Source organism: Nitrospirota bacterium (assembly GCA_040757595.1).
Classification (GTDB): Bacteria; Nitrospirota; Nitrospiria; order Nitrospirales; family Nitrospiraceae; genus JBFLWP01.
Map to the genome: position 1 here is coordinate 39,054 of JBFLWP010000022.1, position 14,882 is coordinate 53,935.

Consider the following 14,882-nt stretch of genomic DNA (forward strand, 5'->3'; position numbering starts at 1 on the left):
ACGCGCCGCGGCTCCCGCCTCATGCTAGGGGGGTGTGAGTGCGGAAGGGAACGGGAAACTAGCGCCAGGCGCGCTCAGCGCATAAACTGAAGCATCACGGCCATGGCGCTGATAATCGTGATGACCGATGCGAGCAACCAGCCTCGTTCGGCACGCAGCTCCGTTCTCACGGCTTGGATGTCCAACCGGAGGTCGGCCTTGACTTCAGCCAGGTCCGCCTTGGTCGCCAGGCGCAGCTGCTCGAGGCCCGCCTTGGTCGCCAGGCGCAGCTGTTCGAGGTCCGCCTTGACCGCATGGATTTCCGCCCGCAGATCGGCCTCTACCCGACCAATCTGCGACTGAGTGGCGAGATCATCAAGGCTTGCGGCGAGCATACCGCTCATGGCTTTCACCAACGCCTCCGCAACCGGCTCGTCGAAGCGGCCCTCGTCACGGAGCGTTCGATAGGTGGCATGCACATCGCATTGTCGGCATTATACGATTGTCCTCCAAGTCTGTAAAGCTCGCATTCGCTCAGCACCTGACGCCCGTGGGTGAACTTGATCGCCGCAAGCTCGTCATCCGTCAGGCGCCCGTACTCGCACTCGGCCTCCTCAATCACCACCGGAAGCGGCCCGGCGCATCGTGTCCTCCCGTGGCGTAATTCACTCATGCGCCGCGGGCGTCGCTGGAGGTCCACCTGGCGGCTTCCGCGTTCTCCGTGCGGTTGACTTCGGCGCGGACCGGGGTAATTCCTCCCTCGTCACGAACGTTCCGTGCTGCACGCCGATGGCGTAAGCATTCTCGCAGGCCGCGCAGAAATGACGGAACCCATCGCTCGCGCGATCCTCTGACACGGGGACCTTCATGGTCGCAGGAGATTCACAGTATTCGTTTTCGCAGAAGATCTCGCTTGCTTCCTGGCGTGTCACGTCCTCTTCAGCGTCTTCCATGTGGAAACCTCCCGATCGAGTGACTCACAGGGCCATGGCCCGTTTGGGTTTGGCAGGGATCTCGGCCTTGGCGGTCGGAAGCTGGTACACGCCTGGGTAGCTGGCGGATAAATACCGGCCGGCTGCCTGCCGTCTCAACTCCTCCACCGCATCCGGGGCCGCCTTGCAGGTCGGCACGAGGTACCGGGCCGCTTCCGTCAAGGGCATCTCGAGCTGCCAGGCCCGCTGACAGCACTGTTCGATCTCCGCACCCGTCCAGTTGGTATCGTCCGGCTGCGGGCAGTCCCTCGGGATCTCGTACTGCTTCCGGTAGATCTTCCAGATGGCCGCTTTTTCGGCGTCATCCGGAAAATCGAACATCACCGTCCCGAGCTTGAACCGACGCCGCAGTTCCGGGGGCAACTGCTGACACTTGTTGCTCGTCGCGATAAACAACGCGGCATCGTCCGAAACCGCGCTAATCACCTTGAGCACCATGTCGGTGTTGCGTTCGGATTCCCCGACCAAGGACGACTTGGTGGAACCGGTGTCCCAGGCCAGGACCGGGATGCCGACTTCGTGGCCGGCCGCTTTGGCGATCTGCGACTTGCAGGTTCCGGGATGGCCGACCAGCAGGAGGCCGGTGGCCTTCTTGTCCTGCATGTAGGAGAGCAGCTTGCCGTGGATCGCCTGGCTGGTCCCGCTGGAATCCTGGACCGCACCCATGGCGCCGGCCAACATCTTCTCGATCTCGTCCATGAAGACAATGGCCCGGTACCGGATCTTGCCCGTGAGGATCTTGAGCAGATAGGACTTGAGGGCGCTCAACCCGCCGATCTGGGCGAAGGATTCCTGCCCTTTCCAGACGGTGAGCCCCGGGACCTGCTCGATCATGCTCACTTTGCGTTGCCAGAGCTGGTCCAGCGAAATCCCATCCCGACGCATGGAGAGCGCGATCGCTTGCTCCGCGGCGAACAGGGGAAGCCCCCGAACCGCGTCCACTTCCCGGGAGATCCGCTGATCCTCCGGGATGGTCACCTCGGCCGCCCGATATTGCTCCTCAAGCATGGCCTGAAGCTCTTGCGGGTTGGGATACGGCTCATCCAGGATCAGCACGTCATGCCGGAGCTCGGCCGGCAACGTGATGGATGGAGCCAACAGGATCAGCATCCGGTTATTGGACTTGAAGACGTCCCGCAGATTGCCGACCGCCTGGGCGACCGCCGGGTTGTCCAGAATCCGGTGCGCGTTCAACACCAGACAGGCCCCCCCGCGCGGTAACTTTTCGAGGACAGCCAACGCCATGACCGGATCGGTCGTGGCCTGCGGGTCCATGTCCCCGATCATCTGGGTGATGGCTTCGCCGCCGCGTGGATTGAGCCCCCTGAGCCCATGGATCAGGTCCCACCGGATGACCGGCAGGGCCTTGCCATTGGACAGGAGCTCGCTCAGGGCATTGATGGCGCCATACTGATCCGCCGTGGTCAGTGCCACCAACGGAACGGAGACTCGGCGCGCCGCTTTGATGTGGTCGAGAATGGACATGCCACCTCCTTGAGAACTGGTTGAGAACTCACGACAAATGACTCAATGTATGAAGGCCCGGGTTATGCCCAGGCAGATCGCGAGAATGGAGAGCGAGAAAGAGAATCCACCGCTCATCGAGAATGTGATCGAACGATGGCGCTGAGCACGGAGCAGGTCGAGTGGGTCACGCGCGTCAAACCAACATTCAGCACGTCGTCATGAGATTCGGCCACATCATGGCCTACGGCAGAGACACGACTACCCCTATATTACGGCCGAGCGAGGAATCCGATCCCGCCTTTCTCTGTCGTGCGAGAAGGCTCCAAGACGGCGATGCCCTCTCGCCTGAGGAGTCCAACCCATTGATAACTATGCAGATACCGTGAAGCAACCGCGCTTAACTGGGGATTGGCAGGACCACCAGCGCGTCGAGTTCAGCCTTGAACCGTTCGATGGCCTGGTCTACCGCTTGACGGAGTGAGGTGATTTTCAGGGATTCGCCCAAGGACCAGCCTGCAGCGTCTTGCAGTGATACGGAGACGGCTCTCTGCCAGGCCACCTCACCGGACTCCGTGAGCAGGAGCTTCGCGGTCAGCACGACAGGGGGCAAGGTTTCAACGTGGTGCGTGAGCAGCAGATCATGGATCGAGGGGCCGTCAATCCTGACCAGCAATAACCCGTCCGCCCCGGACAGCCGGCCGACCCGAATCGCCGACTCGTCCGCCACTTGCCCGCTCACCTGCAGCGCATGCTCCTCAAGGACCGCGCCGAGCGCAGTTCGTTCAACGAACCGAATATCGGGCCGCTGGGCCAGCACGTCGTGCGCGGTGGCTTCGATCCTGGCGTAGGCCACTCGCCAGCGGAGATCGGCCGAGTCCGGCACCACGATCGCGATGCGCTGGACTCTCGCCAAGGGGGATTCCTGAGCCGGCAGGGAGGGGATGGAGCCGGGTCGCGCGCTCGAACATCCCCCCGCCAGCCCCGCAAGCACGAGTCCGCCAACCACGATTCGCCATGTCGATTTCATGGTCTAGTTTACGGGGCGCTCGTCTGACGAACGACCGGTTTCACAAGGGGGGCTTGGTCTTTTTGGGCGGTCGGCACCACCGGGATCGGCCGAGCCGGGACGATCGCCTCCGTCGGCATCTTCTCCACGGCGGGCCCGGGCCTGGCGTCTCCAATCAGATCCGGTCCCTTGCCTTCCAGCGCCTGCTTGAGTCGAGAGGCGGTCTCCTGATCGTAGAGACCGGAACCCGGCAACTCCGCGATGCGCTGAAAAGTTTTGACCGCCTGCTCCGTTTCCTTTGTGTACTGTTCAGTCATTTCGACGCGCATCCCGGCCAGGTGCAAAGCCCGATGGAGTGCCAGGATGTCCGCTCCCTTCTGCCCCCGACGCAACGGGCCCGGGGGGACCCGTAGCTGAAGCGTCACCATATCGGGATCACCCAATTTGGGCTGATCGGTCTTATCGGCGACGGCCCTGACCGACGCTTCCACGGATTTCAACTGGGCGCCGAGCGTCTTGAGGTCTCGCTGTGTCGTTTCCATGGCCGATTTGACATCTTTCAACGCGCCGGTGAATTCCGCCACGGAAGCCTCGATTCCCGTGGCTTTCTGATGGGCCGACTTTGCGGTCCCCAAGGCTTCGCCGATCGATTCCGTATAGGCCTTTTGACTCGCATCGAGTCTGTCCTGCAGTCTCGCCTGGGCGGACAATAACCGTTCCGTCAAGATGTCAGGGGATGGCCCACTCGCGCATCCCATGAGGACGACCATTCCTGTCACGCCCATGAGGCTCGTGACGGACCGCAGGGTGCTCAGACCGCTCGCGCTCATCCTACTTCCCTCCCAGACCAATTCGCACAGCCGGTTGAATGGACACCAACACCTCTCCTTGATACAGTCCGGCCAGCCATTCCCCCCATCGTGCGCGTCCCTCAAGATAGACATCCGTCACCCACGTGGGTGGCCTCGAAACGACCAAGACCCGAGTCCCCTGCTCGGCCACGGGAACACGCCGGCCGTCCGGCAGAACCACCTCATATTCAGACGGCAAATGCCAGGATCCCACGGTGAGCGGCGCAGTTCGTGCCTCGAGCCAGACCGGGATCATCGATCGAATGCTGATGGTCGTTTCGCACACGCTTGAGCTGCTCGATGGAGAGAGGCTGCCGAACTCGCATGGACGTGCCACGGCAAGGTGGGGCACGATCGTCTGAGCCGCCCCGAACGTGTTCCACGGTTCCGCCAGGCTCGGCATTGGACTCAGTGCGAGGACCACCATCATCGCTCCGACAATCCGCCACCCCCATCTTGCTCCTAAAGAACCATGATGGATCCGCCGATAAGCCGGCAATTGTGGGAAGAGGTCGATCGGTGGCGATGGTTTCCCCTCCATCGTCCGCCTCTCTGATTCAGGGCCGATCTACTGTGATCTGACGACCGAGATCGTCCCCTTGCATTTCGCTGAGGCCAAGCCACGCCTGACTTCAGCCTCGGTCCTCCCACTCAGGGAACAGGGGCGGTGGCGCCTCCTCATCAATCCGCTACCGTTTCTCTCTGCTTCTCAACGACTTCGCGTCGTTGAGCCGGATAGTGCTCTTCTCGAGACCGTCCTGACTACGTTCGATCTGGTTTCCTCCTTCGACGACCCGCGGTGTCAAGTGTTTCGATCCGTTCGTCACCGCCTCAGGACGCCCGAGTCTGGGCACGAACACTGATTCTCGGTCCGTTCACACGAATGCTTGGCAGAAACCGTGCCGCGCTCCTCTCGCACAAGCCGCAGCTCGTCCCAGACTTATGCCAGAGGCTTCCAAGCTCGTCGGGTCTCGCCCGGCTCAAGACACGACTCGTTTCAACCGATCTGTCCGCTGCCGTCTTGCAGAAGGACCCAGGGGTCCTTGAACGCCCTTCACCGGATTTGCCCGCGTCCCTTCAGCACGACAGTTGATCCCCACCGCTTCCGCTCGGTGAACAGGTTGGGGTCTCATTGCCTTCCGTGAAATAGATCCCCTTCCAGTGATTGTCGTACCACGACTGACCATTGAGGTTCAGCCCGACGTTTGGCGGCATCCAGACCCGAATCTCTTGTGAAGGCTGATACGTCACATTCCCGGCGTAGAGCCAGAAAAACACCCCACCCGGCTTGCTCGGCGGCATCGTCACATCCACCTGGCCCCCGCCCACGACGGTGACCCGATAGGTTCCCTGATTACCAGTGTTACGCGGGGCGACCAGCAGCCAGACCTTGTAGAACCTGGCGTTGCTGGGGAGCGGCGTCAACGTGGTCCTCGCGGCGTCGTCTACCGTAATATTCATCACGGTTGACGAGTTCGTCCTCATCAGGGACAGATACGTGCCGATATCCGTTTCCTTCGACCAACAGAATTCGTTTCTCACACCACAGTCCGGTCGGTAGTGGGTGAAACTGGCCGCATCGCGATACACCCGACCGACCAGCATGGTCGGCGTGGCCTGGGCGGCATTCGACCAGGCCGACTTCGTGCTGCCGACCACACTACGGACGGCCAGGCTGTAGGTTTGTCCGTTCGTCAGCCCGGTGAGAGTGTAGCTGGTCCCGCTGACGCTCACGAGCACGGCCTGGTTGGGATCGAATGTGGCGCCAAGATGCCAGCCTAATTCATAGTTTGACGCGCCCGAGACGGCGCTCCACGATGCCGCAATCTGGTTCTCGCCCGCCGTGGCCGTGAAGCCGGTCGGGGCCGAGAGATCCGTGCTGGCGGCCACGACCGTCATCAGAATCTGTCCGGTGTACGTGCCCGAGATGGTACTCGTCGAGTCATTCTGAGCCGTTCCCGTAATGGCATAGGCCTGGACCGTCGCGAACGGCGCCGCCGTCTGATACAGCTGAGCCGTCTGGCCCGTGTCCGGGTTGACATTGATGGTCCCACCGGCAGGGGGATGCACCACGTAGGCCGAGATCAGCCGCCGGCCATTTCCATTGGTCAGCGGGGAGGCCTGCAACCGGACCGAGATGTCACTGTTGGTTGAAATTTGGAGCGTGGACGAGCACGTCGCGTTCGCGACGGGAGTCATTTGTCCGAACAGGCAATCGGTCCACGTGGCATTGGCGAAAGGCACCACCGAGGCACTGGTCGGAATGGAACCCGTCAGGCCACCGCTTGGATTCCCAGTGACGACGCTCGCCTCTCCTCGGACGCGCATCACGCCGAGGACGATCAGAATTCCCACCAATACACGCATCCATGCGTATACAGTCCTGCTCATTGTTGTTCCCGCCTCCTCATGAGAAGAAAAGATCCCACCCCTTGATCGACTGCCCCACGCCATCGACCGAGTCTCCCCATCATGGTCGCCTCCTCCTTGAGTGCCGTACTCCGTCGTATGCAACGACCTATCCCGCGTCCACTGTTCCGACTTCTGCGGTCGCTGCGGTGGACGCCGACAGAAACATCACCAATTCGCTTTCGTCCGTTTTCCACCGCCGGCTCCCCGCCAACGCCCCGAGGATCGGGATGCGGGCCAGGAACGGGATGCCCTCGTACGAATTGGCTTCGCTGCGCTGACGCAATCCCCCAATCGCGATCGTCCCCCCGTTGGGGATTCTGACCTGCGTCGAGGCCCGTCGCCGGTTGACCAACGGGCGATTGTCAGCGGTCGGGACCGCCGTTGACGCTTCAGCTTTCTTCACGTCCACGACCAGGGCCTCGTCCGTCGCCAGACGGACCGTCATATCCAGTTCGATCCCGGCCGGCACCTTTTCCACCGTGATGAACGGAAAGTTCAGCGGGCCGGATTGAAAGCTGAAATATTGCTCCGTGCCGATGAAGATCGAGGCCTGCTCCCCCTCAAGGGCCAGAATCCGCGGCGCCGCGATCACGCGCGCCTGGCTGTTGGTCTCCAAGGCCTTCAGCTTTGCCAGCAACTGCACCGCGCCGACCGGTCCCGCCCAGGTCAGCATTGCCCCAGCCGAATCGGCGGTCGCGCGCGCGGCCTTGGTGACATCGGAGGCCATGGCCGGCCCGTCCAGACGAGGCATGCGTCCGGACCAGGACATCCCGAGCTCATCCAAGGCCTGCCGGGAGAGATCCACGACGATGGCCTCAATGACCAGCTGCTTCGACCGTTGATCCAACTCCGCCAGCAACTTGGAGAGGCGGGCGGTGACGATGCCGGGGGCCGTCACCAAGAGGGCGTTGCGTTTGCCGTCCACCTTGATATACGAGGACGCCCAATCCGGCAGCATCATGCGGAGATCATCGGCTCGGAGGTGGCGCGGGCGGTAGATGGATGTCGTCACCAGCAGGGGATAGACCGCGGATTTGCTGTCCGCAGGGCCAACCAGCCACCCATCCCCAAACGGGGTTGCGACCAGACCGAGGGGCAGCGTCACGCGCTCGAGGGCCACCGGGAGCGGGGTCATCTCCAGCGTCAAGGTCACCGTGCCCTGTAACTGCGGATCCATGACGATCGGCACTTTGGCTTGCGCGGCGATGTCCGAGAGGACCTGCTTAAGATCCGTATCCATCCAGGTATTCGTGATCCGCGGGTGGGAACCCTGCGCCTGTTCCTTCTCAAGCTTCGACGCCTCCATCAACCGCTTCGCCGCAGCGGAAATCCGCCCCTTGATCTCCGTGAGGTGCTCCGTGATCCGCGCCGATCGTCCGATTTCCGCCGAGGTGACGTTGGCCCCTGCTTGTTCAGACCGGCTGGCCTCTGCTGCGAGCTCGACCGTGGCCGGCTTGGCGTGACATCCGACGACCGCCAGCAGCAGGCCGGACAGGCCCACGGTCATCCACGCGCGGGATCGCCACCCATGCCCGGTTCGGTTCCTCTTGCCCCAGTGTTTCTGCATGGTGTCGTCTTTCCCCGCCCTCACGGCGCGCCGGCGATCTCGGCGGCCGGTCCCGTTACGGACAGCGGGCGCTTGGCGTCGTTATCCACCACTGCGCCGATCCGATACCGTCCGGCGGCGAGATCGGACGGCCATGCCGCGGCAAAGGTCCGCTCTTCGCCCGGCCCGATGGTGCGCTCGCCGGCCAGGAGCGACACGCGGGCCGGCTCCGAGACGCCGGGGATCTCCACGATGGCTTGCACCGTGGGTTCCAGCGTGATCGGACCGGTATTTTTTACCGTGACCATCAACTGTTTATTTTGGAGCACAACCGGTGTAACTTCCGCTTGCGGTTTCATGGTGCTGACGGCGACTCGGAGCGGCAGACCTGGGATGATGGTGTGTTCGGGCTCTTTCCCGGCGAGTTCACCCGCGATCTCCGCCTGACACTGCGTCTTGACGCCTGGTCCGGCCAGGATCGTCAGGGCGACTCCCATGCGCATCTGCGACGGCACCTCCACGTCGCCCGGCGCGTCCAGCGTCCAGCCCTCACACAGGGCCCCGCGAGGTCGCGGCTGAATCGCCACCCGAACCGGACTGCCCGTTTCGTTTCGGAGGGCCAGCGTCAGCGTCCGCCGTCCGCCCGGCGCCATCGTCACGTCCAGCGGATCTCCCTCAAACCGCACCGGCGCGCCCCCCGTCCTCCCGCCTTTCGCCGACGCATCCGCGTCGAGGACCAGGGGAACGGTCGAGACGAGCGTGCGATTGTTTCCGTAGCGCACCACCAGCCGCGTCTGATACGTGCCAGTCCCCATCGAGCGCTTGACGGCGCCGGTGAAGGTCACAAACCCCCCGGGATACACCGACTGCGTGGTGACTGTCCGATCGGCCTTGAAACTTTCCAGTTGGAGCCGTTCCAGGATCCGGCTGCCGTCTTCCGTCAACACCACCGCTTCGGCCTGAACGGGGGTGGTGGCTTCGGCCAGGTTGGCGATCTCCGCCGTGAGCATCGGAGACGGCTGCACCGACCATTCAGCCTGCCGGACGCCCACTTTGAACGGCACGCTGCTTCCGTCGATGCTCACGCGCATCATGACGGCGTACCGCATAATCATCTTGGTCACGGCCTGCATCATGCCCGTCTTGGCGGCGGCCCCTCCTCCCTCTTCTTGAGGGACGACTTCGATCAGGACCGCGCACACGCGATCCCCACGGGTCCGCTTGGGGACGGCGACGGCGGCCTGTAGCGTCACGCCCTCACCGGCCGCCAGCGCGCTCGGAGCATTCTCCACGGACAACCATTTTCCGCATGAGTTCGGATATTCGCCCGCTTCAAAGAAGTTCGCGATGCCGTTCCCTTGCTGGACGGCATCGTAGGCGGCCACCGTAATCTGCACCGGGCGCGACAGCCGATTGAGCAGCCGAATCGGATAACTCGCCCGGTCTCCCGCGCCGATTTGCGCGTTGATCTCCAGCGGATCCACAATCATGCCGCCGCGCCCACTCCCGCCCGACACCCCGGTGGACTTGACCGCGACGACCGGCTTTGACCCCGCCCACCCGGGGTCGGCCGGCCCAATCCATCCCATCAGCGTCAAGATGATGATGCCGTATCCCAGACTGACTTGCGGACGTGCAGGCTTCATCAACACTCCTCCTTGCCGAGTCTCATCACCCCGGGCTCAAATCCGGAGCAAGCGTTCCAACGAGCGCGCAAAAGAAAGGGGGCGGCCCCAACCACGATACTGAGACTCGCCCCCTCTCCACCCCTCCCGTTCCGGTTACTGCTTGACCACCGTCACGACGATGGTGCCGTTGTACGAACCGGCAATCGTCTCGCCGTTGATGACGGAGGCCGACCCCGCGATGGCGTAGGTCGTGGGGGTATCCAACGGCGCAGCGTTCTGAGCCACCACGTAGCTGGTGTTGGTGGAGCCAGGATCCGCCGAGATGGCGGCGCTGGCCGGATTGGCGCCCTGCGCGAACGTGTAGGAGCTGTTGATGTGCTCCGTGCCGCCGCTCCGGGTCATCCGGGTCGGCGTGAACGTCACGTTGATGTTCGCATTGCTCTTCACCTGCGCGCTGTCCGTGCAGGTCGCCGTGGCGCCCGGACCAGTCATGGCCGAGAACGCACACTGGTTGAAGACGATCTCCGCATAGTCCGTCACGGTCGCAGACGTCGGGATCGAGGCGGAAATGCCGGCACCGGCCGGATCCCCGCTGACGGACCCGGCGAAGGCCGGAGTCGTCATCAACGCGCCGGCTACGGCCAGCGCCACCATCTTCCCCGTGATCCCCTTGAGATGCTTCAGAATCATACGATGCCCTCCTTGCTGCGGATCAGCAGCCCTCTCTGGCTGCCGTCTCGGATTGTGAGATGTTCCTCTGCTCGGTCCCATTCCGAGTTCAGAGTCTTGACCGTGTCACCACCAACATGCGCGCCCCTCGTTCACGACCGGACCATCGTCCCCTCCTTACCCGCTTCCATCCAGGCGCTCCGGTTTGGAGCGGCCCGGCGTTTCGCCTTCGCTCACGCGGTCGCCAATCGTCCCTGATCGACGTCGTGGCGCGAGCCCCTCGCCTCCTATATTACGGACGAGCCGCAGCCCGAACGGCTACACTCCCCCGACTCCGCGCTTTTTGTGCGCGCGAAAGATCGGCTCGATGCTCTCGGTCAACATCCCCGGCCACGTTTCCGCGACCCCGCTCGCGACCAGCGAGGCGTCCACGCACGGTCGCCGCTCCTGGTATGCGCGTAGGAGCGCTCGATCGGCGACCATGTTGAGGCGCAGAGGGATACCGGCTGCGGCATCGACGATGGCGTCGAGCGCGTCCGGCACGATTATGGGCCGCGCTCCCTGGCCGGCCATCCCGAGCCGCTCCTCCACGTAGCGCTTGGCGTCATCGGGGGACAAAGCGGACAGGGTCGCCCATTGCCCAACTCGACAAGCGAGACCGAGCTCTTGCACGTGTTGAGATAATTCAGGCCGACCGATCAGGACGAGCGTCAGGCCCCACTGGGCGCCGGCATGGACATTCCGGCACATCCGTAGCGCATCGAACCCATCCAAGACGTGTCCCAATGCCTGCGCCTCATCCACCAGGAGCACCACGCGCTTCCGCCGGGACTCCTGCGCAACCAGGAAGGCCATGAGACGAAGCCACTGGTCGTGGAGATCGCCGACAGGCCGCACGCCAAACTGCGACAAGACTTCCCGGAGCCACGTGTCACGTGTGAGCAGGTAGGGATTGACGATCAGGCCGACCTCGTGACGGGCCGGGTCCAGCGTCCGCACCAATCGCCGGGCAAGGAGTGTTTTTCCGCTGCCGGCTTCGCCCGTCAGCACAACGAGCCCCTTTCGATGGTCAATGCCTTCCCGAATCGACTGAAATGCGGCCTCATGACCGGGCACGGGGACATACCGGTCCGGATCCGGCGCCTCTTCAAATGGAGGGTGCGCGAGCCCCCAGTAGGTTTCATATCCCATTTCGTTCGATTGCCCCGCTACGACGCCGACCGCCGCCACTGTTCGGACTCTCGATACCAGCGCGCCTTGGCTCGCTGGAGTTCCCGTTCCATCAAAAACAGACGCCGTTCCTCATCTTTCGGTTCGTATCGTTCTTGCGCTCTGAGGTCGCTGACGCCGATCTCCTTCGCCAACCAGTAGCTCGCGAAAGAGGCGAGCAGCGCGAGGGCGAGGACCACTCCCCCCCACCGAGTCAGCTGTCGCCAGGATCGCCCACGACGTTTCCCCATGAAGATGCCTCGTGGGCCTCTCAGCCTGTTCTTGCTCTCGGCGCGCATCTCAGCCGAACTCTCGAATGCAGGGGTGGGTGGAGTTCAGGGCCGGGCCGGTCAGCGATTTCCGTACGGCTCCGAAGTCCGTGATGGCCGACGCCTTCTTAGTTCCCGCCCCTCTTTTCGTCTGACTTCTCCTCGTCCGCTTTCGGAAACCCGGGCTTCTTGTCCTTGGATTTCCCCTTGTCTTGGTCCTTGTGGCCGTCTTCGTGAGCCATGACCGAGTTCAGGTCCTGCTCGTGATTCCCTGCGAACGCGGCCACGGCCCCCAGCCCGACCCCCAACACCATCGCCAACCCCACCAATGCTTTCCCGGTCATCTCTTCCTTTTTGCTCGGGTTGTGGCTTTTTGCCCCAATTCCTCATCGGGCTCCGTTTAGGTATTACGTCCTGACGAAGCCACTCCCTGCGGCCTCTTCAAATTTTTTTCGCATGACCAGCATGACCCCAGGTTGGTTGGCTGGACGAGACGGGTCCAACGGTTGGGCCGTACAGGGCCGATGCCAGTACAGACCGGCCGCCCAGAGCAGGTCTCGGGACGTACTCGGGAGCAGAAACGCTTCCCGGCAGGTCTGGCATTGCAGATAGGTATCCAAATCCGGACACGCGAGCTCGAATGGAATAGGAGACCCGGAGGGGTATTACGTCCGAAGAGCCGGGGATGAGGCCCCGTCTCGATGGCTCTTAGGCCATGGGGAGCTCGAATACACTTGCAATTCATGGCGTGAATGATTATCATTCACGTCGTGAATAGTCTACCGACACCCCTTCCGCGCTCTCTCACCAAGGAAGTCGTCCACGCGCTGGCCGAGTTTCCGGTTGTCGTCCTGACCGGGGCCAGGCAGACCGGGAAAAGCACGCTGATCCGCGAGCTGCTCCCCGCATCAGGCCGGGATTACCGCACCCTGGATGATCTTGATGTACTGGAGCGGGCTCAGCGAGAGCCGGAAGCCCTCGTCAGCTCCAAGGGACCAGTGACCATTGACGAAATCCAGCGGAGCCCGGACCTGCTGTTAGCCATCAAGCGGGCCGTCGATCGAGACCGAAAGCCGGGGCGGTTCCTGCTCTCCGGCTCCGCCAACCTCGCCCTGTTCGGCAAGGTGTCGGAGACCTTGGCCGGCCGCGCGGTCTATCTGACGCTGTACCCGTTCACCGCGGCCGAACGAATCGGGCTAGGCACTGTCGGCCAGTGGGAAAAAGTCTTTCATGATCCGTCGCAATTCGAAGGGGCTCATCCCGCCTTTGGACGAGCAGAGGGAGGGCTCCTTCAGAGCGGATTTCCTCCTGCCGCACTGATGAAGACTCATGCGCTTCAGAGAACCTGGCTGGACGGCTATGTCAGGACCTATCTGGAACGGGACCTCCAGACCCTCTCGTCCATTGAGAACCTGGTGGATTTCCGACGGCTCATGCGGGTCGCGGCCCTCCGATCAGGCTCGCTCATCAACCAGAGTCAGATCGCCCGTGACGCCGGGCTTCCCCAGCCGACGGCGCACCGGTATCTGAACTTGCTGGAGGTCTCCTCCCTCCTCCATCGCCTGTCGGCCTATGCGGTCAATCGGACCAAGCGCGTCATCAAGGCTCCGCGCCTCTTTTTCTGTGACACCGGGCTGGCCGCCTATCTGGCTGGAATCGCGACCACGGCCGATCTCGAAAAGGCGGGACTGACAGGCGCTCTCTTGGAGACCCTGGTCTTCAGCGATCTGCTCGCGTGGCGCGAGACACTGACGCCCAGGCCGGAGATTCTCTACTGGAGAACGGTCTCAGGGGCGGAGGTCGATTTTGTGATCGAGCGAGCCGGGAAGGTGGTGCCTCTCGAAGTCAAAGCCGGCGGTCGGCCCCGCACTCCCGACATTCACCATCTTCGATTCTTCCTCGATGAATACGGGACAACCGCGCCCCATGCCGTGCTCCTGCACACAGGCCAGCGTTGCGAGCCGCTCGCGGACCGGATCTGGGCAATCCCGCTGTCGGCAGCCTTGGGACTGTCCAACAGCAAACCGCAATAAACAGCCGTTACGGGCTGGATCATGCCAACCCTTGACATCCTCCCCGGCCTGAAGGCCGGCGATTCCTACGGCGTTCAGACCCCACCAGCGGCCCGAATCGCTTCGGGGGGGCCGCTTCGGTACAGGACTGTTTTGTTGTCCGTCTTCATCCCACGTCCCTCACGCCAAGGATCATGGCTTCAACCTCACCGTTCACGATTTCAGCAGCCTTTGTTGCTTCCGCAGGTTTTCGCAGCAGGTCCGCACGTTCACTGGCCACCTCTCGTTGCTTCTCTGCTGGCACATGAGGAATTGGGAACTGGAGGAGATTGTCAACGTAGAGCCGCTGCTTGACCGCGCCAACCCGATGCACCTGGATCAATTCGATGAAGAAGGGCGTTCCAATCAGCACGGCGACGAATCCGGGCAGCAATCCAGACCTGACTGGAGTGCTCCTGTAAGCTCCCCCGCCAAGGAGACACTCCCAAAGGAGAAGTTCCGGCTGTGAGTTTGGCCCGATACAAGGTCGGCGGAAGCCCCGCCAAGGTCTCATGGGGCCGTTCCTCGTTATAGCTGTCCAACCATTCCGCACTGATCTCCCGGACCTGGTCGAGCGACTCAACCACATAGGCATCGAGCACGTCGGTCCGGTAGGTGCGATTGAACCGTTCGATGAAGGCATTCTGACCCGGCTGGCCCGGCGGGATGTACCGACGGGCGATGCCCCGCTCGGTGCACCAGGACACAAACCGCTCGGCCAGCAGTTCCGGCCCGTTATCGAGCCGAATCGCCTGCGGCTGGCCGCGCCAGGCCACGACCTGTTCCAGCACGCGAATCACCCG

Annotated in this window: 12 protein-coding genes; 1 reads left to right on the forward strand and 11 read right to left on the reverse strand. The window is 62.9% G+C overall.

The window, feature by feature from the left end; all coding sequences use genetic code 11:
• Positions 1 to 74: 74 nt before the first annotated feature.
• The 10 genes from AB1411_15775 to AB1411_15820 form a co-directional block, all read right to left on the reverse strand.
• Positions 75 to 458, reverse strand: a complete 384-nt coding sequence (locus tag AB1411_15775; protein ID MEW6545054.1) for a coiled-coil domain-containing protein — start codon at positions 456 to 458, stop codon at positions 75 to 77.
• A gap of 498 nt (positions 459 to 956) precedes the next feature.
• Positions 957 to 2,456: an AAA family ATPase gene (locus AB1411_15780; GenBank protein MEW6545055.1), complete on the reverse strand. Its 1,500-nt coding sequence runs from the start codon at positions 2,454 to 2,456 to the stop codon at positions 957 to 959.
• A gap of 379 nt (positions 2,457 to 2,835) precedes the next feature.
• Positions 2,836 to 3,351: a hypothetical protein gene (locus AB1411_15785; protein MEW6545056.1), complete on the reverse strand. Its 516-nt coding sequence runs from the start codon at positions 3,349 to 3,351 to the stop codon at positions 2,836 to 2,838.
• A 122-nt stretch (positions 3,352 to 3,473) separates the two neighbouring features.
• Positions 3,474 to 4,274, reverse strand: a complete 801-nt coding sequence (locus AB1411_15790; protein MEW6545057.1) for a peptidoglycan-binding domain-containing protein — start codon at positions 4,272 to 4,274, stop codon at positions 3,474 to 3,476.
• A 1,098-nt stretch (positions 4,275 to 5,372) separates the two neighbouring features.
• Entirely contained in the window at positions 5,373 to 6,650 is a 1,278-nt protein-coding gene (locus AB1411_15795) for a fibronectin type III domain-containing protein (protein MEW6545058.1), read from the reverse strand.
• A gap of 163 nt (positions 6,651 to 6,813) precedes the next feature.
• On the reverse strand, positions 6,814 to 8,274 hold the full coding sequence (locus AB1411_15800; GenBank protein ID MEW6545059.1) for a hypothetical protein: 1,461 nt from the start codon (positions 8,272 to 8,274) through the stop codon (positions 6,814 to 6,816).
• A 20-nt stretch (positions 8,275 to 8,294) separates the two neighbouring features.
• Positions 8,295 to 9,899, reverse strand: a complete 1,605-nt coding sequence (locus tag AB1411_15805) for a hypothetical protein (protein MEW6545060.1) — start codon at positions 9,897 to 9,899, stop codon at positions 8,295 to 8,297.
• Positions 9,900 to 10,034: 135 nt separating this feature from the next.
• Positions 10,035 to 10,571 carry a hypothetical protein gene (locus AB1411_15810; GenBank protein MEW6545061.1) on the reverse strand — a complete coding sequence of 179 codons (537 nt, stop codon included), beginning with the start codon at positions 10,569 to 10,571 and terminating at the stop codon, positions 10,035 to 10,037.
• 297 nt (positions 10,572 to 10,868) lie between these two features.
• Positions 10,869 to 11,741, reverse strand: coding sequence for an AAA family ATPase (locus tag AB1411_15815; protein ID MEW6545062.1), 873 nt, complete (start codon positions 11,739 to 11,741; stop codon positions 10,869 to 10,871).
• 415 nt (positions 11,742 to 12,156) lie between these two features.
• A complete protein-coding gene (locus AB1411_15820) occupies positions 12,157 to 12,372 on the reverse strand; it encodes a hypothetical protein (protein MEW6545063.1) in 216 nt (71 codons plus the stop codon).
• 426 nt (positions 12,373 to 12,798) lie between these two features.
• On the opposite strand from AB1411_15820, the gene AB1411_15825 reads away from it, so the two are divergent.
• Positions 12,799 to 14,061, forward strand: coding sequence for an ATP-binding protein (locus AB1411_15825; GenBank protein MEW6545064.1), 1,263 nt, complete (start codon positions 12,799 to 12,801; stop codon positions 14,059 to 14,061).
• Positions 14,062 to 14,372: 311 nt separating this feature from the next.
• On the opposite strand, the gene AB1411_15830 is transcribed toward AB1411_15825, so the two are convergent.
• Positions 14,373 to 14,882 (reverse strand): integrase core domain-containing protein (locus tag AB1411_15830; protein MEW6545065.1); only part of this gene is annotated, 510 nt, incomplete at its 5' end.

What these genes read in the sequence shown, in the direction of transcription:
- AB1411_15780 (MEW6545055.1), bottom strand. Translation starts at nt 2,456, where the DNA reads ATGTCCATTCTCGACCACATCAAAGCGGCGCGCCGAGTCTCCGTTCCG.
- AB1411_15790 (MEW6545057.1), bottom strand. Translation starts at nt 4,274, where the DNA reads ATGAGCGCGAGCGGTCTGAGCACCCTGCGGTCCGTCACGAGCCTCATG.
- AB1411_15800 (MEW6545059.1), bottom strand. Translation starts at nt 8,274, where the DNA reads ATGCAGAAACACTGGGGCAAGAGGAACCGAACCGGGCATGGGTGGCGA.
- AB1411_15805 (MEW6545060.1), bottom strand. Translation starts at nt 9,899, where the DNA reads ATGAAGCCTGCACGTCCGCAAGTCAGTCTGGGATACGGCATCATCATC.
- AB1411_15810 (MEW6545061.1), bottom strand. Translation starts at nt 10,571, where the DNA reads ATGATTCTGAAGCATCTCAAGGGGATCACGGGGAAGATGGTGGCGCTG.
- AB1411_15815 (MEW6545062.1), bottom strand. Translation starts at nt 11,741, where the DNA reads ATGGGATATGAAACCTACTGGGGGCTCGCGCACCCTCCATTTGAAGAG.
- AB1411_15820 (MEW6545063.1), bottom strand. Translation starts at nt 12,372, where the DNA reads ATGACCGGGAAAGCATTGGTGGGGTTGGCGATGGTGTTGGGGGTCGGG.